The sequence below is a fragment of the Paractinoplanes toevensis genome (assembly GCF_018332695.1).
In the GTDB taxonomy this organism is placed as follows: Bacteria; Actinomycetota; Actinomycetes; order Mycobacteriales; family Micromonosporaceae; genus Actinoplanes; species Actinoplanes toevensis.
In genome coordinates this window covers 65,762-87,089 of the sequence record NZ_BOQN01000065.1, presented here as the reverse complement: position 1 = coordinate 87,089, position 21,328 = coordinate 65,762, and the positions used below count along the sequence as shown (strand labels likewise).

At 72.4% G+C, this 21,328-nt stretch carries 14 protein-coding genes; 7 read left to right on the top strand and 7 right to left on the bottom strand.

Annotated features, from left to right (window positions below):
• Nucleotides 1–2 precede the first annotated feature (2 nt).
• From Ato02nite_RS52580 to Ato02nite_RS25355, 3 genes are read right to left on the bottom strand one after another with little or no spacing between them, the layout of a single operon-like run.
• Nucleotides 3–3,005, bottom strand: coding sequence for a hypothetical protein (locus tag Ato02nite_RS52580; protein WP_213009113.1), 3,003 nt, complete (start codon nt 3,003–3,005; stop codon nt 3–5).
• Entirely contained in the window at nt 3,002–6,001 is a 3,000-nt protein-coding gene (locus tag Ato02nite_RS25360; RefSeq protein ID WP_213009112.1) for an FtsX-like permease family protein, read from the bottom strand. The genes Ato02nite_RS52580 and Ato02nite_RS25360 overlap by 4 nt, the downstream gene beginning before the upstream one ends.
• 37 nt (nt 6,002–6,038) lie before the next feature.
• Nucleotides 6,039–7,037, bottom strand: coding sequence for a magnesium transporter CorA family protein (locus Ato02nite_RS25355; protein ID WP_246607408.1), 999 nt, complete (start codon nt 7,035–7,037; stop codon nt 6,039–6,041).
• A 43-nt stretch (nt 7,038–7,080) separates the two neighbouring features.
• Between Ato02nite_RS25355 and Ato02nite_RS25350 the strand changes: the two genes are divergently transcribed.
• A complete protein-coding gene (locus Ato02nite_RS25350) occupies nt 7,081–7,794 on the top strand; it encodes a nicotinamide mononucleotide transporter family protein (RefSeq protein WP_213009110.1) in 714 nt (237 codons plus the stop codon).
• Here the strand turns inward: Ato02nite_RS25350 and Ato02nite_RS25345 are convergent.
• Both Ato02nite_RS25345 and thrS read right to left on the bottom strand, forming a co-directional pair.
• Nucleotides 7,791–9,299, bottom strand: coding sequence for a peptide-N4-asparagine amidase (locus Ato02nite_RS25345; protein WP_213009109.1), 1,509 nt, complete (start codon nt 9,297–9,299; stop codon nt 7,791–7,793). The genes Ato02nite_RS25350 and Ato02nite_RS25345 overlap by 4 nt on opposite strands.
• 40 nt (nt 9,300–9,339) lie before the next feature.
• Entirely contained in the window at nt 9,340–11,319 is a 1,980-nt protein-coding gene (gene thrS / locus Ato02nite_RS25340; protein ID WP_213009108.1) for a threonine--tRNA ligase, read from the bottom strand.
• Between the two features lie 250 nt (nt 11,320–11,569).
• On the opposite strand from thrS, the gene Ato02nite_RS25335 reads away from it, so the two are divergent.
• Nucleotides 11,570–12,085, top strand: coding sequence for a SigE family RNA polymerase sigma factor (locus Ato02nite_RS25335; RefSeq protein ID WP_213009107.1), 516 nt, complete (start codon nt 11,570–11,572; stop codon nt 12,083–12,085).
• On the top strand, nt 12,075–12,791 hold the full coding sequence (locus Ato02nite_RS25330) for a hypothetical protein (protein WP_213009106.1): 717 nt from the start codon (nt 12,075–12,077) through the stop codon (nt 12,789–12,791). The genes Ato02nite_RS25335 and Ato02nite_RS25330 overlap by 11 nt, the downstream gene beginning before the upstream one ends.
• Nucleotides 12,792–12,888: 97 nt before the next feature.
• Here the strand turns inward: Ato02nite_RS25330 and Ato02nite_RS25325 are convergent, their stop codons facing one another.
• Both Ato02nite_RS25325 and Ato02nite_RS25320 read right to left on the bottom strand, forming a co-directional pair.
• Nucleotides 12,889–14,526: a CocE/NonD family hydrolase gene (locus Ato02nite_RS25325; RefSeq protein WP_213009105.1), complete on the bottom strand. Its 1,638-nt coding sequence runs from the start codon at nt 14,524–14,526 to the stop codon at nt 12,889–12,891.
• 79 nt (nt 14,527–14,605) lie between these two features.
• The gene (locus Ato02nite_RS25320; RefSeq protein WP_213009104.1) at nt 14,606–14,956 is read right to left on the bottom strand and encodes a nuclear transport factor 2 family protein; all 351 of its coding nucleotides are present in this window, start codon (nt 14,954–14,956) and stop codon (nt 14,606–14,608) included.
• Nucleotides 14,957–15,034: 78 nt separating this feature from the next.
• On the opposite strand from Ato02nite_RS25320, the gene Ato02nite_RS25315 reads away from it, so the two are divergent.
• The 4 genes from Ato02nite_RS25315 (at nt 15,035) to Ato02nite_RS25300 (ending at nt 21,272) form a co-directional block, all read left to right on the top strand.
• Nucleotides 15,035–15,940: an RNA polymerase subunit sigma-70 gene (locus tag Ato02nite_RS25315; RefSeq protein WP_213009103.1), complete on the top strand. Its 906-nt coding sequence runs from the start codon at nt 15,035–15,037 to the stop codon at nt 15,938–15,940.
• A gap of 3 nt (nt 15,941–15,943) precedes the next feature.
• Entirely contained in the window at nt 15,944–19,696 is a 3,753-nt protein-coding gene (locus tag Ato02nite_RS25310) for a DUF4062 domain-containing protein (RefSeq protein ID WP_213009102.1), read from the top strand.
• A gap of 24 nt (nt 19,697–19,720) precedes the next feature.
• Nucleotides 19,721–20,068 (top strand): hypothetical protein, encoded by a 348-nt coding sequence (locus Ato02nite_RS25305; protein ID WP_213009101.1) that lies wholly within the window; start codon nt 19,721–19,723, stop codon nt 20,066–20,068.
• A 115-nt stretch (nt 20,069–20,183) separates the two neighbouring features.
• A complete protein-coding gene (locus Ato02nite_RS25300; protein ID WP_213009100.1) occupies nt 20,184–21,272 on the top strand; it encodes a hypothetical protein in 1,089 nt (362 codons plus the stop codon).
• Nucleotides 21,273–21,328: the final 56 nt, after the last annotated feature.

Here is a 21,328-nt window from a genome sequence, read left to right as displayed (position 1 = left end):
GATCAGTTCCCCGTTCCCCGGTCGATCCGCCGGTGCAGGTCGCCGCCGGTGCCGGCGGCGACGATGGTGAGCAGGATAAGCACCAGCAGCGTGGTGCCGGCCACCGAGAGGGCGCCGGGCCAGCCGGGCAGCGGCAGGCTGGGCGGGTTGAGGCCGGCCAGGGGCAGCGCCCAGCCGGTCATCGCCCAGGTGACCAGGGCGGTCAGCACACCGATCAGGGACGCGAAGGCGACCAGCACCGGATAGGTCCACAGGGTCGCCCGGGCGGCGGTCGGGCGGCGCAGGCCCTGGGTGCGCAGGGCGGTGAGGTCCTCCACCCGGCGGGCCCGGTCGACCGCGGCCGCCAGCACCAGCGCGCCCGCGCCCAGCAGCACCGACAGCGCACCGGCCAGCAGGTAGAACCAGAGCGCCAGCGCCGGGCCCTGCTCGTCCAGTTGCCGGCGCACCGTGGTGGAGCTGTTGTCGCCGGTCACGGTCAGGCCGGCCGCGCCGAGCCGGTCGAGGATGTCGGCGGGCGCCCGGTCGTTCAACCACACCTGTGGTTCCAGCGCGACCGAGGCGTGCGCGGAGTTGCGGTCGGCGTAGTCGAGGTCGACGATCGCGCCCCGGTCGCCGATCCGGGGCACGGCCGGGAGGCGGTCGGTCAGCGCGACCCGCATCAGTTCGCCGTCCATGTCGGTGAGCGTGTTGCCGACCGGTGGCGCGCCCGCGTACGCGGCGGGCAGCGGCGACGGGGTGTCGGCCGGGTGGATCCACGCGCCGGTCGGCAGGCCGCTGCCGGCGTCGAGGTCGATGAGCAGGCCGGCCGGGTCCTTGGCGATCTTCGCGACCGCGGGTGCCCGCCAGCCGGACGGGTCCAGCCGGGCCGGGTCGACCGAGCCGATCGCGCTGACCACCACCTTCGCGGTCACCCCGACGATGGTGGCGGTGGTGTTCAGCTGGATGCCGTTGAGCCGGCATCCCTGCGCGCAGACCGGCGCCCGCTGCTGATATTTCCAGGGGCCGGGATGCAGCTCGCCGAGCTGGACCACCGCGTCGCCGAGGCCGGTCAGCGAGGTCACCGACAGGGCGATCACCAGTGACCGGCCCTCGATCATGCCGCCGGTGGTCGCGGTCAGGCTCAGGTCCTGACCGTGCAGCTCGATCGGCGCGGGGGCCGGCGGGCGCAGCCGTTCGCCGACCTCGGCGGCCGACGTGCCGCCCGGCCACTTGGCGACCGTCCCCAGCCGGGTCGTGTCGACGGCGATGGCGATCGGCTCGCCGGCCGTGGAGCTGGGCAGCCGGGCCACCGCCATGGCGAACCGGCCGTCCGGGTCGATCTGCCGGACGGCGTGCAGGAGCTGGCTGCGGAACAGCGGTTCGACGGTGAGCACCCGGTCGGCGCCGATGCCCAGGCCGGCCTGCATCTCGCGGCCGCGGGTGGCGGCGTCGACCGCGCAGGCGCCGTAGCCGGCCACCGCGACCGTGGCCACCAGCAGCGCGAAGAGCCGCTGGGCACCGGGCCGGCGGGAGAGCTGGAAGGCGGCCAGGGCCGCCCCCAGCCGGCCGCCGCGCAGCGCCCGGGTGGCGTACCGGGTGATCAGCGGCATCAGTGCACGGGCCGCCAGCAGGGCCACGGCCAGGACGATGAAGGCGGGGGCGAGCCGGCCGATGCCGGTCAGTTCGCCGTTGCTCAGCGCCAGCTGGACGCCGCTGATCACGGCGAGCAGCACGATCACCGCCTCGACGGCGACCGCTCGCGGGCCGTTCGCCGCGACCGGGTTGCGGCGCAGCAGGGTGGCCACCGGGCTGAGCAGCTGGCGGCGCTGGGCCAGGACGGCGGCGGCCAGCGCGGCCAGGGCGGCGATCGGGGCGTAGCGCAGCGACGACCAGTCCGCGCCGGAGCCGATGTCGCCGAATCGGGCCGCCGTCACCGCGTCGACCAGCAACTGGCCGGCCAGGCAACCGGCCGCCGCGCCTATTCCGATGGCGATCAGGCTTTCGCCGGTGGCCAGCCACCAGCGCGTCCACCAGCGGGTGCCGCGCAGCGCCACCAACGCCAGCTCCGGCTGGCGACCCTGGCTGCCGTAGCTGACGGCCAGGAAGATGCTGAAGCAGGCGAGCAGGACCAGGGGGACGGCGAGCACCGGGATCAGCACCCGCGCCGCGGCCCGGCCGGCGTCGATCCGGTCCAGAAGGTAAGGCATGCTCGTGTCGATCTGGATGGTCGGGCCGAGCTGGGCCGCCGACGTCTCGAGCTTGGCCAGCCCGGCCCGCAGCTCGCCGAGACGGTCGATGTCGAGCGCCTGCGGGCCGGCGGTGCCGTCGATCGACATCTGGGTGCGGCCGTGGTCGAAGGCCTTCAGCGTGGTCGCGCCGGCGAACACCGGCTCGCCCGGACCGCGGTTGGGCACCGCGGTCCAGTAACCGTGGGTGCCCCAGAAGACCTCACCCGGTTCCGGTACGGCGTAGACGCCGGCCACGTCCAGGCGTTTCGGTTTGCCGTCCGCCGTGTAGTACGGGTCCCGCGGGTCGTCGACGAACTTGCCGTAGGTCAGCGTGATCGCCGAGCCGGCGGTCAGGTGCAGCCGGGCCGCGGTGGCCGCGCCGAGCAGCACCTCGCCCTCACCGGCCAGGCAGCGCCCGGCGACGATCCGCAGGTGCGCGCAGACGCCCTGGCGGAAGGTGAACCGGGACGGGTGCAGGTTGTCCTTCTCGATCCCGACGGCCGGGAACTCGGCGGCGTAGGTGTAGCTGAACCCGGGCAGGTTGACCAGGGCCGCGCCGACGTTGGTGAAGTCGGGGGTGCCGGGGTCGACGGTGCGGTCGTCCTGGGTCGCGGTGATCACGACGCCGCGCTCGGCCGGGGTGGCGGTGGCGATCTGCCCGGCGGCCACCGCCCGGTCGGTGGCGATCAGGTAGGCCGGCGAGGCCACCGCGGCGGCCACCGCGAACAGGGCCAGCAGCCCGAGGGTCACCGACTGGCCGCGGCGGGTCCAGAGCATGGCGAGGACGAGGGCGATCACCGGATGTCCTCCGTCCGCAGCCGGCGGATCAGCGGCAGCACGGCGAGCAGGCCGGTCAGGCCCAGGACGACGAGCGCGGCCGGCAGCGCGACCGCGAGAGCCATCCCACCGAGGGCGCTGGGCAGCGGCAGCACGTCCCAGCCGTCGGTGAAGGCGGGTACGGTCACCCGGGCGAGGGGCCGGGCCAGCGCGGCCGCGACGATCCCGGCCAGGACGCCGGCGCCGATGAGGACGGCGGTCCCGGCGTACGCGACGGCGACCGCGGTCCGCCCGTCCAGGCCCTGCACCCGCAGCGCGCGGAGCTGGTCGAGCCGGGTTCGCCGGTCCACCGCCCCGGCCACGCCGATCGCCGCCGCCGCGAGCAGCAACGCGACCACCCCGGCCGCGATCGCGAACCGGCTGGTCACCGCGGGGGCCTGATCGGCGAGGGCGTCGGCCCGGCCGCTGATGGACGCGTCCCCGACGACGGTCAGGCCGGCCGCGGTCAGCGCCCGGATCGTCGCCGCCCCGGCCGACGGGGTGAGCCACACCTGGAAGTCGCCGGGCGCGTCGGTGTCGCCGATGATGCGGCGGCTGGCCTCCAGGTCGACCAGCACCCCGGTGCGGCCGACCACGGGCAGCGCGCGGGCGGTGCCGGCGATCCGCACCGGCACGCCGGGCCCGTCGATCGCGAACAGGGCCGGCTCGGTGAACTGCCACTCCGGCAGCGGCGGACCGGCCTTCACGATCGGCAGCGGCAGGGTGGTGTCCACCGCGTACGCGGCGTCGCCGATCTGCGGCAGGCCGGCCGGGTTGGCGTCCACGCTCAGTCGCAGGGTGCCGCCGGCCGCCGTCACGTCGAGGGCGGCACCGAGCGTGCCGGGCCGCCAGCGGGCGATGTCGCCGAGGGCGGTCGCGTCCAGCACGACGGCGTCCGGACCCTGCTGGGTGAGGCCCCGCACGGTCACGGCGGCGCCGGCCGGCGGCGGGAACATCCGGCCGTCCGGTTGCGGCGGGCTGGTCAGTTCCCAGCGCAGGATGCGGCAACCGCCGGTCGTGCAGCCGTCGATCGGCGCGGTCAGCGTCTGCTCGCCCTTGGCGGGAACGCCGAAGCGGGCCCGGACCGGGGCGCCGGTGTCCTCGTTCTGCAGCACCAGGCTCAGGGCGGCGGGAACGGCGCTGTCGTAGCGCAGCCGCAGGCTGAGCCCGGTCCCGGTGATCGGCGGCGACACGGCCGGGGAGGCTTGGAACAGGTCGGGCCGCGGGCCGTACTCGGGGCGCCAGCGAGCCACCGCGGCCAGCCGGGTGCTGTCCACCGCGAGAACCGGCAGGGTGCTGGACCGGTCGACCACCACGGCCATCGCCCGGTCCCCCACCGGGTCGGCCTGGCGGACCGCTCGCAGCAGCGCGGTCCGGCTGGGCGCCTGCACGGTGAGCACCCGGGCCGCGCCGAGCTCGGCGGCGCTGCGCTCGATCCGCGCGGTGCGCTCGCCCCACCAGCCGCCGAGCGCCGTGCCGAAGACCGCGACGGCCACCACGACCAGTGCGAACACCCGGTCGCTGCCGGGCTGCCGGGACACCTGGACCGCGGTCAGGCCGAGCCGGAGCCGGCCGGTGCGCACGGCCGCGCCGCCGCCCCGGTCGGCCACCCGGCCGAGCAGCCGGGCCAGCAGCAGCGCCACCGCCAGGGCGACCAGGGCGGGGGCGGCCAGCGCGAGGCCGGCGCCGGCCGCTCCGGAGCGGGCCTGGTAGACGGCGGCGACGGCGATCGCCAGCAACAGCAGGTCGGCCAGGCCGGCCCGCCAGTCGCCGCGGCCGCCGACGACGTTGCGCAGCAGGTCGGCGACCGGGCGGCGAAGCACCACGCCCTCGATCACGGCGAGCACGATCAGGCCGCCGGCCAGCACCGCGGCCACCGCGGCCACCGACAGCAGCAGGGCGGTGCGCTGGGCGTCCGGCCGGGTGACCGGGCCGGCCAGCACCCGGGCCATCAGGTAGCCGAGCGGGAGGCCGGCCAGCGCGCCCAGGACGAGCGGCACGAGATGCTGGCCGAGAGCCAGCCGCAGCATCGACCAGCGGGTGCTGCCGCGCAGCTTGAGCAGGGCGGCGTCGCCGCGGCGGTCGCGACCCGTGTAGCGGCCCGCGAGCCCGATCGCGAACCAGGCGAGGATGAGGATCTGCACCATCGAGACGAGCACGCCGCGCTCGATCGCGGCCCGGTCACGGATGATGGTGTCGAGCAGTGGGCCGCTCAGGTTGACCAGCCGCAGGTCGACCTGATCCAGCCGGACGGTGGCGGCCTGCAGCACCGGGCCGAGCCGGTAACCGTTGTCGCCGCGAAGCAGGCCTTCCGGGATCTGTACGTCGTACGCAATGGTGGGTTGCCAAAGCTGACGGTTCTGGAAGGTGTCCAGCGGCGTGAACGTCGGATCCAGCCCGGTGTCCTTGCGGAAGAGCGGATTGCTCCAGTACGGGCTGCCCGGCTCGTTCAGCTCGTAGAGCGAGACCACCCGGAGCCGGACCGGTTCGGCCAGCAGCGTGTTGCGCAGATCGATGGTCTGGCCGGCCGAGACGCCGAGCTGCTGGGCGGCGTTGCGGCTGATCGTCGCCTCGAACGGCGCGGCCGGGCACGGACCCTCCAGGCGCAGGTGGGCGCAGAAGTCGTCGCGGTAGGCCACCTGGATGGCCGGGGTGTCGGTGCCGTGGGTGGCGTTGAGCGGCTGCACCAGGCCGGTGATCGGGTCGGCGGCCGGCAGCGGGAGCTGGCCGCGCACGGTCGCGGCGAACTCCCGGAGCGAGGCGCGCGGGTCGCCGTCGGTCTCCGCCCGCTGCCGGATCGAGAGGGTGCGCTGCTCGGCCGGGGCGGCGGCGACATCGGCCGCGGCGGCTCGGTCGGCGGCGACCAGGGCGAACCAGGGCGCGGCCGCCGCGATCGAGGCGGCCAGCGCGGTCAGGATCAGGACGGTCAGCACCTGGGCAGTGCGTGTCCGCACCGCACCCCAGATGACCGTGAACACCCGGGCAGGTTACGTCACCGGGACCGCGCGTAGGGGGCTACAACCAGCCGCGCCGCTTCAGGTACCAGTACAGGCCGCCGGCCACGACGACCAGCAGGATCATGCTCTGGATGTAACCCCACGTCTGCTGATATCCCGGATAGGGGAGGTTCTGTCCGAAATAGCCGGTGAGGGCGGTCGGGACGGTGATCACCGCGGCCCAGGCGGCCAGCTTGCGGGTGATGTCGTTGAGCACGTTGCCCTGCTCGGCCAGGTCGGCCTGGAGCAGCCCCTCGATCCGGTCCCGCAGGTGCTCGACCTGGTCCCCGGCGTGCCGGGCGTGGTCCTCGACGTCCCGGAAGTATGGCTGCAGCTTCTCGTCGACCAGGCCGAGGTCCTTGCGCATCGCCTCGGCGATCACCTCCGGCATCGGGGTGACCGCCCGGCGCAGCGCCGCCACGGTCTTGCGCAGCCGCATGCCGTGCATCCGCACCGCCCGAGGTGCGCCGCCCTCCTCCAGCAGGGCATCCTCGACCTGGTCCATCGCCTCGTCGAGCTGCTGGGCGGCGTCGACGTGCCCGTCCACCACCACGTCGAGCAGGCCGTAGAGCAGGAAGGAGACGCCGCCGGACTCGGCCAGCTCGGCGTCGGCGTCCCAGCGGTCGACGAACTTCTGCGTGTCGGACGGGCCCTTGCGCACGGTGATCAGGGCTCGCTCGGTGGCGAACGCGCTGATCTCGGTCTTGCCGAACGGCGGGTCCTCGGGCTTGGTGGAGACGTCCACCCCGTAGACGTTGAGGAACAGGTGCTCCGGGTAGCGGTCGAGTTTGGGGCGCTCGTGCTCCTGGGTGGCGTCCTCGATCGCCAGCGGGTGCAGGTGGAACTCCTCGGCCACCAGGGCGAGGTCGTCCGGGCCGGGGCGATAGAGGTCGAGCCAGAGGACCGCGTCGGGGTGCTTGGTGAGAAGCCCGGGGGCCTGATCGGCGGGGAAACCCTCGGCGACGAGGCGGCCCTTGGCGTAGAGCCTGGTGTCGGTGGGGCAGGACGGCGCGTTCACCGTCACACTATGCCCCACCAGGACGTCCGCCATACGATGGGCCGTGACCTGGATCGATCACCTGCTGACCTCGTTCTACAACGCCAAGTGGCAGGTGACCGCCGACCAGGCGATCTACTACCGCGAGATCGTCGGCAACGCGTTCGGGCTCGGCTCGGCGCTGTTCGGCCTGCGGCGCAACGCGTGGGCCTGGCCGGTCGGCATCGTCGGCAACGTGCTGCTGTTCACCGTCTTCACGGGTCAGGCCATCGGCAACGACCAGGGCACCCCGCTGTACGGGCAGGCGTCGCGGCAGGTGTTCTTCATCATCACCAGCGTGTACGGCTGGTGGGCGTGGCGGCGCAACCGCGCCCGTACGCACGGGGTCGCCGTCACCCCGCACTGGGCCTCGCCGAGGCAGCGGGCTCTCTTCATTCCGCTGGCCCTCGTCGCCGTGGTGCTCTGCTTCTTCGTCTTCCGCGCCGTCGGCGCCGGTTTCCCGGTGCCGTGGTGGTATTACCTGGCCGACTCGTGGATCTTCGTGGGCTCGATGCTGGCCACCTATGCGATGGCCCGCGGCTGGGTGGAGTTCTGGCTGGCCTGGATCGCGGTCGACCTGGTCGGCGTGCCCGAGTTGCTGCACTTCGGCTACTACCCGTCGGCGATCCTCTACGCCGTCTACGCCGCGTTCGTGATCTGGGGTTTCGTGGTCTGGCTGCGCATCTCCCGGGTCGAGCGACGGCCGGCCGCCGGCGAACCGGCGGTTCTGCCGGCCTAGAGCACCGTCCCGTTGACGGTGCGGATCGTTTTGTCGTAGCGGCCGGCTATCCGGTAGCGCTCGCTCGTGGTGGCGGTCGCGTGGCGCTGGTCGCGTGGCACGTTCAGCAGCCAGCTCGCCTCGCCGGTGAACGTGTCGGTCACCGGGCCCCGGGCGTCGGTCATCCGCATCGTGGTGGTGAGCCGGTTGTCCGCGTCGATGGTGATCGCGCCGTCGATCGCGAAGCGCTGGGCCAGCCGGGTGACCTTGCCGCCGGTCACGCTGATCGCCTCGTCGGTCCAGGTCGCGTTCAGCGCGTCCGGGTTCTCGCCCTCGCCCCACGTGTGCGTGCTGTCGTTGCCGACGCGCTGGGTGACGGTCGACGTCACGACGCCGTGTGAGGTGCGCAGATAGCCGGTCGCGGTGAGGCGGTGCGCGCCGTGGGTGTCGACCCGGCCGGCCTCGGCGGTGACCTCGTTCGTCAAGGCGCCCGATCGGTAGCCGATCAGCCCACCGGTGACCCGGGCGACCCCCCGGTCGCGCCAGCCGAGGAAGTTGATCGGGGTGTCCCAGCCCGACTGCCCGGCCGGCACGCCGACGACCCGCACCGACACGCGGTGGGCGGCGCCGTCGGTCAGCGTTCCCAGGTACGGCGTCAGGTCGTAGCTGATCGGCCGGATGTCGAAGGCGCGCGGGGCCGGGACGACGTACCAGAGGAAGGGGTTGGACCAGCCGCCGGTGTAGACGTGCGGGAACGGCGCGGCGATGCCGGCGACCCGGCCGTCCAGCAGCACCTGCACCTCGCGGTACGGCCCCGGGTCGGCCGGGCAGGAGTAGCCGGTCGAGGTGGGCGCGGTGAGGTACCAGAACTCCTCGCAACCGCCGCCGGAGCCGGTCGCGTAGACCTCGGCCAGCAGCCGTGACGTGTTCGGTGGCACCCGCACGGTGCCGGTCAGGTCGGGGCCGTCGCGACCCTGATCGGCCAGCGGGAGCACGTCATCCGGCTGGGCGGAGCGGCCGGAGTAGAACGTGAGCGAGATCTTGACGTTCAGCACCCCGGTGTACGTGTCGTCGACCGTGTTGCCGAGGTACATGTTCACCGCCTGCGGCGACCGCAGCAGCGCCGAGTACGACGTCACGTCCTTCTCGACCGACCAGGCGATCCCGTCCGGCGACGGCTCCGGCGTCGAGGTCTTGAACACCATCACGCCACCGATGGTCAGCCAGCCGAGCCGGTCGTACTGCCGGCCCTTGACGTCGCCGTCAAGACGAAGGACCACCTTGGCCCAGGGCCCGCGGCAGGCCGCCGGCGGGGTGAAGGCGCTGACGTACGTGTCATAGCCGGCGAAGGCATGATCGACGATGGTCGTGGAGCAGGATTTCCCCGGCGGCGCGACGATCGGCGGCGCGGCCGTACGCGGATCGTCCCAGTCCGAGCCGAACTCGGCCGGTGGGGCGGCGGCGTGGGCCGGCGTTCCGCTCAACAGCACGAACCCGGCGGCAGCGATGGCGATCAATCTGCGCATGATGATCACCCTGCCACCACCGGGCATCGACGTCCATATATCAGGCGGCGGACGGCCCCACATTGGTGCGCGAGCGGACGATCTCGGCCACGTGCGCGACGGCCTCGTCGATCGAGACGCCGTTGCGCTGCGAGCCGTCCCGGTAGCGGAAGGAGACCGTGCCGGCCGCCACGTCGTCGTCGCCGGCGATCGCCATGAATGGGATCTTCTGCTGCTGGGCGGTGCGGATCTTCTTCTGCATCCGGTCGGTGGAGTAGTCGACCTCGGCCCGGATGCCTTCCTTGCGGAGCTTCTCCACAAATGACGCCAGGTAGTCGGCGTGGTCGTCGCGGATCGGGATGCCGACCACCTGCACCGGCGCCAGCCAGGCCGGGAACGCACCCGCGTAGTGCTCGACCAGCACACCGAAGAACCGCTCGATCGACCCGAACTTCGCCGAGTGGATCATCACCGGCTCCTGGCGGGTGCCGTCGGCCGCCTGGTACTCCAGGCCGAAGCGGGCCGGCTGGTTGAAGTCGTACTGGATCGTCGACATCTGCCAGGTGCGGCCGATCGCGTCCTTGCACTGCACGCTGATCTTCGGGCCGTAGAAGGCCGCGCCGCCCGGGTCGAGCACGAGTTCCAGCCCGGACTCCGCGGCCACGTCCGACAGGACCTTGGTGGCCTTGTCCCACTGCTCGTCCGAACCGATGAACTTGTCGCTCTTCGGGTCGCGGGTGGAGAGCTCCAGGTAGTAGTCGTCCAGGCCGAAGTCGTCCAGCAGCGAGCGCACGAAGTTGAGCAGGTGCTTGATCTCGCCCGGCGCCTGCTCGGCGGTGACGTACGAGTGCGAGTCGTCCTGGGTCAGGCCGCGCACCCGGGTCAGGCCGTGCACCACGCCGGACTTCTCGTAGCGGTAGACCGTGCCGAACTCGAACAGCCGCATCGGCAGCTCACGGTAGGACCGCCCGCGCGACCTGAAGATCAGGTTGTGCATCGGGCAGTTCATCGCCTTGAGGTAGTAGTTCGCCCCCTCCAGCTCCATCGGGGGGAACATCGTGTCCTTGTAGTACGGCAGGTGCCCGGAGGTGTGGAACAGCCCCTCCTTGGTGATGTGCGGCGAACCGACGTACTGGAAGCCCTCCTCGATGTGGCGGGCGCGGACGTAGTCCTCCATCTCCCGCTTGATCACCCCACCCTTCGGGTGGAAGACCACGAGACCCGACCCGATCTCATCGGGAAAGGAGAAGAGATCCAGCTCGGTGCCCAGCTTGCGGTGGTCGCGGCGCTCGGCCTCGGCAAGTCGATTGAGGTACGCCTTCAGCTCGTCCCGGGACGGCCACGCCGTCCCGTAGATGCGCTGGAGCTGCGGGTTCTTCTCACTGCCGCGCCAGTAGGCGGCGGCCGAACGCATCAGCTTGAACGCCGGGATGAAGCGGGTCGACGGCAGGTGCGGGCCGCGGCACAGGTCGCCCCAGACGCGCTTGCCGTCCTTGTCGACGTTGTCGTAATGGGTCAGCTCGCCGTGGCCGACCTCCATCACCTCGTTGGCGTCGACGTCACCCTTGAGGTCGACCAACTCCAGCTTGAACGGCTCGTGGGCCAGCTCGACCTTGGCCTCGTCGAGCGATTTGTACTCCCGGCGGCGGAACGTCTGGCCGGCCTTCACGATCTCCTGCATGCGCTTCTCGAGCTTGCCGAGGTCGTCCGGCTGGAACGGCTTCTCGACGTCGAAGTCGTAGTAGAAGCCGTCGGTGATCGGCGGCCCGATGCCCAGCTTCGCCTCGGGGAAGATGTCCTGCACGGCCTGGGCCAGCACGTGCGCGGTGGAGTGGCGCAGCACGTTGAGCCCGTCCGGCTCGTCGATCGCCACCGGCGTGACGTCGGTGTCCAGCTCCGGCGCCCAGTCGAGGTCGCGCAGGCGGCCGGCAGCGTCGCGCACCACCACGACGGCCTTGGGGCCGGACGTGGGGAGGCCGGCCTTGGCTACCGCGTCGGAGGCCGTGGTCCCGGCCGGGACGACAAGAGGAGCGGCGGACACGGTGGTTCTCCTTAGATTGGAAGCGGGCCGTTGAGAATGCTATCCGGCCGGAAAATTCCGCGAGGAGCGAGCAACCTTTCCCGGCGCGGCGGCCACTGTGAGTCTGAGTCCTGTCGTCCCCCGATAGAAGGACTCCGCCTGGCCGGCCGGTTTCCCACGAGCTGACCGGCCAGGCGGCACCGCGTCGAACTTCGGGCACCTGAACCCCGTACCGAAAGAGGGTTGATCGGAAGCAGATGGGACGCACCGCGTGAGCGAATCGGAAAGCGCCTTCCGGCGGTTCTTCGAACTTCATCATGCGGATTTGTCCAGGCTTGCTTACCTTTTGACCGGCGAGACCGGGGCCGCCGACGATCTCGCCGCCGACGCGTTCGTCGAGGTCTGGCGGCACTGGCCGCGCGTGTCCGCGGCGGACAGCCCGCTCGCCTACGCCCGGGGCATCCTCGCCAACCTCGCCCGGCACTGGATCAAGAAGCAGAGCCGCGAGCGGCTCGGGCTGCGGGGCCTGAGCCTGCTGCGCCGCACCGCCGAAACCGACACCACCGCGATCCTCGACGTGCGTGCGGCGCTGCGGCGCCTCCCGCAGCGGCGCCGCGAATGCGTGGTGCTGCGGTACGCGTTCGACGTGCCGGAACGGGAAGTGGCCGACATCCTCGGCATCTCGGTGGGGGCGGTCAAGAGCCAGACCTCCCGGGGCGCCGCCCAGCTCAGCGAATACCTGCAGGACCTACCGGTAGCGACAGGAGGTGGAACACGTGCCCGATGACCGCGACCTCCGCAGCGTGCTGCATGACGAGGCCGATCGGCACTCCCCCGACCGGGGCGCGATGCTCGACCGGATCAACCAACGGCGCGGAACGGCGCCGAACCGCCTGATGGCCCTCTTCCGGCCGGTCGAGCCAGGACCCCGGCGAGCCCTGAACGTGGCCCGGCCGGTGGCGGCCGCGGTCGCCGTGGCCGGGCTGCTGGTCGCCGGCGTGACCGGCATCGACCTGGCTTCCTCGCCGGCACCGCCACCCGTACCGCAGGCGGCCGGGTCGCCGCCGCCCGTTCCGACGTCGCCGGCGCCCTACTCGGCGCGGCCGTCGTCCTCGAGGTTCCTCACCGCGACCGGCACGCTCAACCGCTACTCGATCGAGAGCTGGGGGCAGAGCGACCTCGTCCTCGCCACGACCGGCACGATCACGGCGCTCGACGTCACCGTGCGGATCGCCAAGACCCGCGGCCTGCGCGACGCCGGGCAGTGGACGACCATCCCCGACGAGCTGATCACCTCGTCGGTGAACGCCACCGGGTCCACCTTCGTCTACCGGTTCACGCTGAAACCCGGGGCGACCCTCGCCCCGGGCAGCTACACGTTCGCGGCGCAGTACAACCACTCGGCCGGCACCCGGTCGATGGCCGGCGACTCCTACGAGGTGACCGCCACCGCCGGGAAGAAGGCGCACGTCACCGGGGGCTACACGACCTAGACACCGGGGACCTTGCCGGCCAGGGCCGCCTCGGCGTACTCGAACGTCTTCGGCAGGTACTGGCCGACCTGGGTGTACTCGACACCGAGGGCCAGGGTCAGGCGGTCTCCCCGATCGGCAGGAGCAGGCGGGACGGGCCGAGCGTGAGGTGATGGCGGGCCGGCACCAGCTTTGTGCCGGTGCCGGGGTTCTCGTCGGTGCCGAGGTTGCGGGTGAACTGCGGGTAGCAGCCGCCCGCGATCAGCAGCCGGATGCGGGAGCCGGCCGCGAACCGGTGGGCCACCGGCAGCAGCGTCAGCCGGGTCGGTTCGGAGTCGCGGGCCGGGTCGAGGCGCCGGTAGCCCTCGGTGACGTTGTGCGAGCGGCCGTCCGCGTCGACCTCACTGACCCGTACGAACAGGTCGGCGTGCGGGTTGTCGGTGCGGTGCGCGAGCTCCACGACCGGCGTGCCGTGCACCTCGACGGCGGCCGGCAGTGGCTCGCCGGTGAACGCCAGCACGTCGGCGCGGGCCGCGAGCGCGCCGTCGTCGACCACGCCACCGCCGTCGAGCAGGGGTCCGCCGACGGCCGGCGTCGGGTCGGCCGGGTCGAAGGTGAAGCCGGCTTCGACCGACGGTGGTTCCTCGCCCAGGCCGCCGCCGGGCCGCGGGTGAAGGGCGAGGTCGGTGGTGGGTGGCGGCCAGGCGGCCAGCTCACGCCACTGCTTGGTGCCGGTCACCTGCAGGCGTACGGGGGCCCGCCGCGCCAAAGTGTGCCCGTTCAGCTTCGCCGCCAGCCAGTCGAGCGCCTCCGGGATGAGGATCGGCGCGCCTTTGCCGATCACCTCCGGATGTGTCCACGGCCCGATGGTCAGCGCCACGTCCAGGCCACGTTCGCGCAGGTGGAGGTACTGGTCGTAGGTCTGGCCGAGGAACAGGTCCTGCCAGCCGGAGTGCAGCAGGATCGGGATCCGCACGGCGTCGAGGGCGGGCCGGTGCCGCATCGGCGCCCAGTACGGGTCGGTGTCGATGTCCGGCCGGGTGACCCGGTCGCGGAACCAGCGCGCGCCGCCCGCGTAGTGCCGCTCCCCCGCGTCGGCCAGCGGCAGGTCGGTGAAGACCGACTGCAGGGCGCGCTTGCGGGCCGGCCCGCCGAGGATCTGCGCGAGCTGGCCGCGCAGCAGCCCGGGCTGGTTGTCGGTGCGCGGCTGCCGGTTCATCATGTCGCTCCACCCGACCAGGTCGAGGTTCATCGCCCCGTTGCCCCAGGCGTGCCGGGCGAAGTCGTGCGGTCCGACGGTGATGACGGCGGCGGCCATCTCGGCGGGCGGGTCGTCGAGCAGCGCCCACTGGGTGTAGCCGAGGTAGGACGGCCCGATCGTGGCGAACGTGCCGGTGAACCAGGACTGCCCGACCAGCCAGGCGACCACCTCCCGGCCGTCGGCCTTCTCGGTGCGCATCGGGTCGAAGTCGCCGCCCGAGCCCGCCGTGCCGCGGCAGGACACGAAGAGCACGTGGTAGCCGCGGGCCGCGTACGGCCGGGCGTACAGGTCGGCGAAGGGTGCGCCGAGGCCGTACGGCCCGCGGACCAGGATCGTGCCGGCCGGCGTCCCGGCCGGGCGGTAGTGGTGGGCGGCGAGCACCACCCCGTCGCTCAGCGGGATGCGCACCCCGCGGTCGACCCCGAACGGCCCCGGCTCGCCGGGCAGTTTGAGCAGGCGGGACACCAGGCGGTCGCGCAACGTCGCACGGGGCATCGGCGAGCCTTCCGAGATGGGCGGGGAGCCGTTGATCACCCACTGTCGCCCGGCCGGAACGCCGCCGCAACCCCCGGGCTCAGGCGGCGGCCCGGGCCAGGTGGAACGGCAGCCGATCGAACAGGAAGCGGCTGTACGTGATGCGGCCGCCGGTGACCGTCACGCACTCGGCGCCCGGGGCACTCGCGACCAGTGGCGACGCGGTGTCGTACATCAGCAGCGCCTGTTGTTCGTCGCCGTAGGCGGCGATCAGTTCGGTGCTGATCAGCGAGAGGGCGAACGGTTCCAGGAAGGCGCGGTAGGCGGCGACGCCCTCGATCCGGCCGGCCGGCGCATCGCAGACGATGTCGTCGGCGACGTACGCTATCGCCGCGTCCAGGTCCTTGCCGGTCCAGGCCCGGTAGTAGGCCAGCGCGATCTGCAGTGCCATGAGTGTCTCCCTCGAAGGTCGGTTACGGGTGGAGACACCGGGGCGGGCCGGATCGGAACGGCGTGCCAGGATCGGCCGGTGGACGATTCCGCGTTCGCCGAGCTCGTCGAGCCGCATCGGCGCGAGCTGCTGCTGCACTGCTACCGGATGCTGGGCTCGCGCACCGAGGCCGAGGACGCGCTGCAGGAGACGCTGCTGGCGGCGTGGCGCGGGCTGGACGGCTTCGAGGGCCGGTCGTCGCTGCGCACCTGGCTCTACCGGATCGCCACCACCCGCTGCCTGAACGCCCGCCGCGGCGCCTCTCGGCGGGTGCCCGCGCCGGTGCCGCCGTTCGAGCCGCCGGCACCGTCCCGGCTGGGCGAGGTGACCTGGTTGCAGGCGTACCCGGACGCCCTGCTGGACGGCGTTCCGGACACCGCGCCGGGCCCGGCGGCCCGCTACGAGATGCGGGAGGCGGTGTCGCTCGCGTTCGTGACCGGCCTGCAGCGGATGCCGCCCCGCCAGGCGGCCACGCTGATCCTGCGCGACGTGCTGGGCTACACCTTGTCGGAGACCGCCGACCTGCTCGGCGTGACCGTCACGGTGGTGAAAGGGCTGCTGCAGCGCGCCCGGGCCGCGCAGGGTGAGCCGGCCGGCGCGGCGGAACAGGACAGGGCGTTGGTCGACCGGTTCGCGCAGGCGTTCTCGGCGCGCGATCTGCCCGCGCTGCTCGGACTGCTGACCGACGACGCCTGGCTGTCGATGCCGCCTGCGCCGCACGAATACCACGGTCGCGAGGCCATCGCCGGTTTCCTCGCCGCCAGTCCGACCTGGCGTCATGCCCTCCGGCTGGCCGAGACGCGGGCCAACGGCCAGCCCGCGTTCGCCTGCTTCCTGGACGAGGCACCGGCCGGGCTGATGGTGCTGACCCTGCGCGGCGGCCGGATCGGCGCGTTGACCCGATTCCTTCAGCCTGGATCTTTGAGGGACGCTGGCATGCTGTAGCCCATGCCCAGCCGGCCGTGGCGAGTCTTCCTGTCGCACACCTCGGACCTGCGGCCCTACGTGGAGGCGGCCAAGGCCGCGGTCCTCCGCGCTCGGCACGCGGTCATCGACATGGAATTCTTCACGGCCGAGGACTCCCCGCCGTCGTCGGTGTGCCGAGACGCCGTCCTGGACTCCGACGTGTACGTGCTGATCGCCGGTGCATGCTACGGGTCGCCCGTGCGCGACAACCCGGCTGAGTCGTACACCGAGCTCGAGTTCCGGGTGGCCGGGGAGAAGGGCATCCCTCGGCTGGCGTTCGCGGTCGTGGACTCCGGGTCGGTCGAGCCTCGTCAGCAGGCGTTCCGTGACCGGGTGGCCGACAGCGTGACCGTCGCGCCGCCGACCGCCGACCCGGCCCGCCTGGAAATGCTGGTCTATCAGGCGCTGATCAAGCTCGCCCGGCCCGGTCCGGTGTGGTCGGTGCCGCCTCTCAACGGTAGTGAGGTTGCCCGCCCGGCCCTGACCGCCGCGCTGATCGAAGCCGTGCTGGCGCCGGACGCCGGACCGGTCGGCGTCACCACCGGCCTGGTCGGGGCGGGCGGCTTCGGCAAGACCACCCTGGCCCGGATGGTGACGCATGACCCAGCGGTGCGGGCGGCCTTCCCGGACGGCGCGGCGTGGGTGACCGTCGGCGAGGACGCGGGCGGGCCGGAGTTGGCCGCGTCGATCACCTCGGTGGCCCGTCTGTTCGACGCGTCCGCGCCGGAGGTGACCGACCCCCTCGCCGCCGGCGCGATCCTCGACCGGGCGCTGGCCGGGCGGAAAGCGCTGCTGGTCGTCGACGACGTCTGGACCGCCGAGCAGGTGGAGCCCTTCCGGCTCGGCGCCGGGGTGCGGCTGTTCACTACCCGGCAGCGCGACCTCCTGCGGTCCGCAACCGCCGCCGTCGAGGTCGATCAGATGACGCCGGACGAAGCCCGTCGCATGATCGGTGCGGGCGTACCGGGCGCGCTCGTCGAGGAAGTCCTCGCCGCAACCGGGCGATGGCCGGTGCTGCTCGCGCTCGTCGGCGGTGCCGTCCGCGACGGGATCGCGCACGGCGGTGATCCGGCCACGGAGATGACGGCCGTGCTGGACGCGTTACGGGTGGACGGGATCACCGTCCTGGACGTCGGGGACGCTGGGTCTCGAGCTTCGGCGGTGTCCCGGACCATCGACGCGAGCCTGCGGCGGCTCGCCGAGGACGAGCGGGCGCGCTACTTCGAACTGGCCGTCTTCGGCGAGGACGTGATCATTCCGGGTGAGGTGATCGACCGGCTGTGGGCGTACACCGGGAAGTGGTCCTCCTTCCGGAGCCGCAGGTTCTGCGGCCGCTTGTTCGCGCAGGGGCTGCTGGCCGGCTACCGGCGTGACCCGGACCAGGCACAGCTGCACGACGTGGTGCGCGCCTACCTGCGGCATCGGACCTCGGATCGGCGCGCGGACCTGGACCGGGCGATCGTCGACGCGCATCGAGCGCTGGCCCCGGCGGGCTGGGCGTCACTGCCGGCCGGGCAGGGTTATCTGTGGTCGTGGCTGCCCGCCCACCTGCGGGGTGCCGGCCTGCACGAGGAGCTCGACGACCTGCTCGACGACCCGCACTGGCTGGTCGGCAAGCTGGAGCGGATCGGACCGGCCGGTTTGGAGGCCGACCTGCTGCTCGGCGCCCGCGCGAAGCTGGCGGCCGTGGTCGGCCAGAACGCCCACCTGCTCGGCTCGCTCGACCCGCCCGGCTCGCTCGCCGCCACCCTGGCCTCCCGGATCCCGCCGAGCCTCGGCCTGGCCGACCAGCGCGACGACATCCTCGGCACGATCGACGGACCCTGCCTACGGCCGTTGCTGCCGCTGCCCGACCTCGCCGACACGGCCCTGATCCGCGTCATACCGCAGAACGACTACCTGATCGCCATGCTGGCGGCTCCGGACAGCAGCTGGCTGGCCGCCGTCGGCTCGGAGATCCGGCTCATCGACCCGGCCGCCGGCACAGTCCGGCACACCTTGCCCGAGTCGGACAGTCCCACCGGCGCGCTCGCGGTCGCGCCCGACGGATCGTGGTTCGCGGCCGGCGACTGGACCGGCTCGGTCCGCCTCTGGGACCCACGAACCGCAGCCCCGCTGCACGTGTTTCCCGCCGACCAGGACCGCGTGGACCAGTTCGCGGTGGCGCCGGACGGCAGCTGGCTGGCCGCGACCTCCCGGGACGGGACCGTCCGGCTCTGGGATCCGCGAAGTGGCGAACACCTGCGCACGCTCGGCCTGCCGGCCGCCGCCGGTGCCCGGTCGACGGCTCTGGTCCCCGCCCCGGACGGCCGATGGCTGGCCCACACGACCAGGGTCGGCTCCCGCGTGTGGGATCCCGCAACCGGCCGGATGCTGCACCGGCTGCCCAACTCGGTCATCTCGGTAGTCGCCGTCGATCCCGCCGGCCGATGGCTCGCCACCTACCATTCGAGGGGCCGGATCATGATCTGGAGCACCAGCACCTGGACCCCGGTGGCCCGGCTCGGCGAACGGAACCGGTCACGCGCGGCCGTGGCCCCCGACGGGCGTTGGCTCGCCGTGGCACATCGGGACACGGTCGCGGTCTGGAAGACAGAAATCTGGGCCGAGCTCCGGCTCCTCGGCGACACCGGCAGCGAAGTGCGTGTTCTGACCGCCACGCCCGGAGGTCAGTTGGCAGCGGCCACCGAGGAGGACGACGAGGTGATCCTCTGGTCGGCCGGCCGCTGGGAACGGCCCGCCTTCCTCGCCGGTCACACCGAACAGGTGCACACCATCGTCGCCGCCCCGAACGGCACCTGGCTGGCAACCGCCGCGGACGACGGAACCATCCGGCTCTGGAACCCGGCCGCCGCCCGCGCCCAATCGGGCGGGCCCGAACCGACCGTGCGGTTATCGGCCGTGTCGGCGACACCGGGCGGCCGCGTTGCGACCGGAACGGACACCAGCGAGGTGCACCTCTGGAACCTCGCCGACGGAACCCGGAGCCTGCTGGCCGGCAGCGAGGCCGACCAACTCCAGGAGATCAGGGACATCGCCATCGCCCCGGACGGTTCCTGGATTGCCGCCGCCCAGTCCGAGACGGTGCTCGTCTGGGATCGGGCGAGCGGCGAGATTCTCCGTCGGCTCCCCGCGCACGCGGCGTTCCTGGTAGCCGGGCCGGACAGCAGCTGGCTCGCCGTCGGCGGGGCCGGTCTGCAGGTGTGGAACCCACGGAACGGGCATTTACTGGAGACGCACTTCGGGCCGGTAACCGCCCACGCCGCCGCGGCGGACGGGCGAATCCTGGCCGTCGCCGAGCGAACCGGTCCGGTCAGCCTGTGGGCCGGCCCCGGCACCGAACCGGTCATCCTGCACGACCTCGGACCACACGCCCCCGAACCGGCCATGGCCATGGCACCGGACGGCTCCTGGCTGGTGATCTCCGACGGTTCCGGTGACGTGCAGATCTGGGACTGCCGCCGCAGGTCGCTCCGGCGCACCATCGATCTCGGCACCACCTTCCCGGACTCGTTCGCGGTCACCGCGAGCGGGCTGATCTGCACCGTCGGGCACGACCAGACCATCCGGCTGTGGGATCCGTCGACCGGATGCGCGCGCACCGCGCTTCGTGTGGAGGACGAACTGCACCGCGTCGTCACCAGCCAGGACCGCATCATCGTCAACAGCGCCCGGCGCACCTACTTCCTTCAGTTGACCGAAGCGGGAACGGTGGACGGCGCCGGCATGCTGTAGGGCAGGTCGGTGGGAAGACGGATCGTGGGCAGCCTGGCCGTGAAGCTGAGCGGCCAGCAGGAGGAACTCCACCATCAGGCGCCCCACGACGCACTGACCAGCCTGGTGCGCGCCGGCGATCTGGTGGCCCGGCTCGGCGGTGGCAGGTTTAGCGGCCGCCGCAGTGGGGATCCGTGCCCGGACGAAGCACTCCGCTCCGCTGCGGACAATGCATTCCCGAAATGCCGTCGAGGGCATTTCGGGCACTTCTCTTTTCTGTTCTTCTTCTCTTTGTCAGACTTCCGTACAGCCATTCCCGAACGACTACAGTTGTCTCATGTGAAGCAATTTCGCCGACCTCCGGAGATGATCTGGTTCGGCATGCTCGACTAAGCCTTGTTCACGACCCGACTCGAGCTCGCATCCGCGCAGGTCAGGCACCTTTGATCCCGTCGTCGTGAATAGCCTCGCCGGTCCGCGTGATGCCACCGAGAGAAAAGGCTTTGACATGAAGAAGGCAACACGGAATCTGTTCGTCGCCGGTGCCGGACTGCTCGCCGGAATGACAATGGGCGCCGGCCCGGCGCTGGCTGACGAACCGCCCGCATCCGATCAGGCGGTGACCACGATCTCCGCGTGGGCGTGGGGACCGGGCACTGCCCCGGACACCGCCGTTCCGCTGAATCCGAACCACATGCTGGTCATCGCCATCGGGGACGACCCGTGGCTGCTCCGGGTGGTCGACCACCTCAGCAAGGCGACGGACAACGGACAACCCGCCCCCGGACAGCCCACCGGCACGGACTCCAGCGGAGCGACCGGTACGGACGCCACCGGAGCAACCGGCGCCACCGGTACCGACACGACCAGCACGGACACCAGCGGCGCCACCGGAACGAACACCAGCGGCACCACGGCGACTGACACGACCGGCACCACCGGAACCACGGGCACCGGCGCCGCCACGACCGGAACGGAGACAACCGGAGCCACGGGTACGGACACCAGCGGAGCGACCGGCGCAACCGGGACCGATACCACCGGCACGGACACCAGCGGAGCCAACGGAACGGACACGACCGGCACCACCGCGACTGGCACGACCGGAACCACCGGCACCGGCACCGGCACCGGCACCGGCGATACGACCGGAACCACCGGCACGGACACGACCGGAGCTACCGGCACCGGAACGGACACGACCGGCACCACGACGACTGACACGACCGGAACCACTGGCACCGGCACCGCCGACACGACGGGAACCACCGGCACGGGCACGGGCACCGGCACGACCGGAACCACCGGCACCGGCACGACCGGAGCTACCGGCACCGGAACGGACACGACCGGCACCACGACGACTGACACGACCGGAACCACCGGCACCGGCACCGGCACCGGCACCGGCACCGCCGACACGACCGGAACCACCGGCACGGGCACGGCCGGCACCAGCACGACCGAAGCGGCCGGCACGGACACGACCGGAGCCACCGCAGCCGAGACCGCGGGGACCACGGCCGCCGACACCGGCGCTAACGGCACCGAAGCCGCGGGCACGACCGGCACCACTACCGCCAGCGGCTCTGTTTGATCACCCACCGGTTCCGGGCGCAGCGGGCGTCCTCGTCCCGCACGCCCGGAACTCGC

Bases quoted from the DNA above. Each gene is read 5' to 3' on its own strand.
- Ato02nite_RS25345 (WP_213009109.1), bottom strand. From the start codon at position 9,299: ATGCGCAGATTGATCGCCATCGCTGCCGCCGGGTTCGTGCTGTTGAGC.
- Ato02nite_RS25325 (WP_213009105.1), bottom strand. From the start codon at position 14,526: ATGCCCCGTGCGACGTTGCGCGACCGCCTGGTGTCCCGCCTGCTCAAA.
- Ato02nite_RS25320 (WP_213009104.1), bottom strand. From the start codon at position 14,956: ATGGCACTGCAGATCGCGCTGGCCTACTACCGGGCCTGGACCGGCAAG.
- Ato02nite_RS25310 (WP_213009102.1), top strand. From the start codon at position 15,944: ATGCCCAGCCGGCCGTGGCGAGTCTTCCTGTCGCACACCTCGGACCTG.
- Ato02nite_RS25300 (WP_213009100.1), top strand. From the start codon at position 20,184: ATGAAGAAGGCAACACGGAATCTGTTCGTCGCCGGTGCCGGACTGCTC.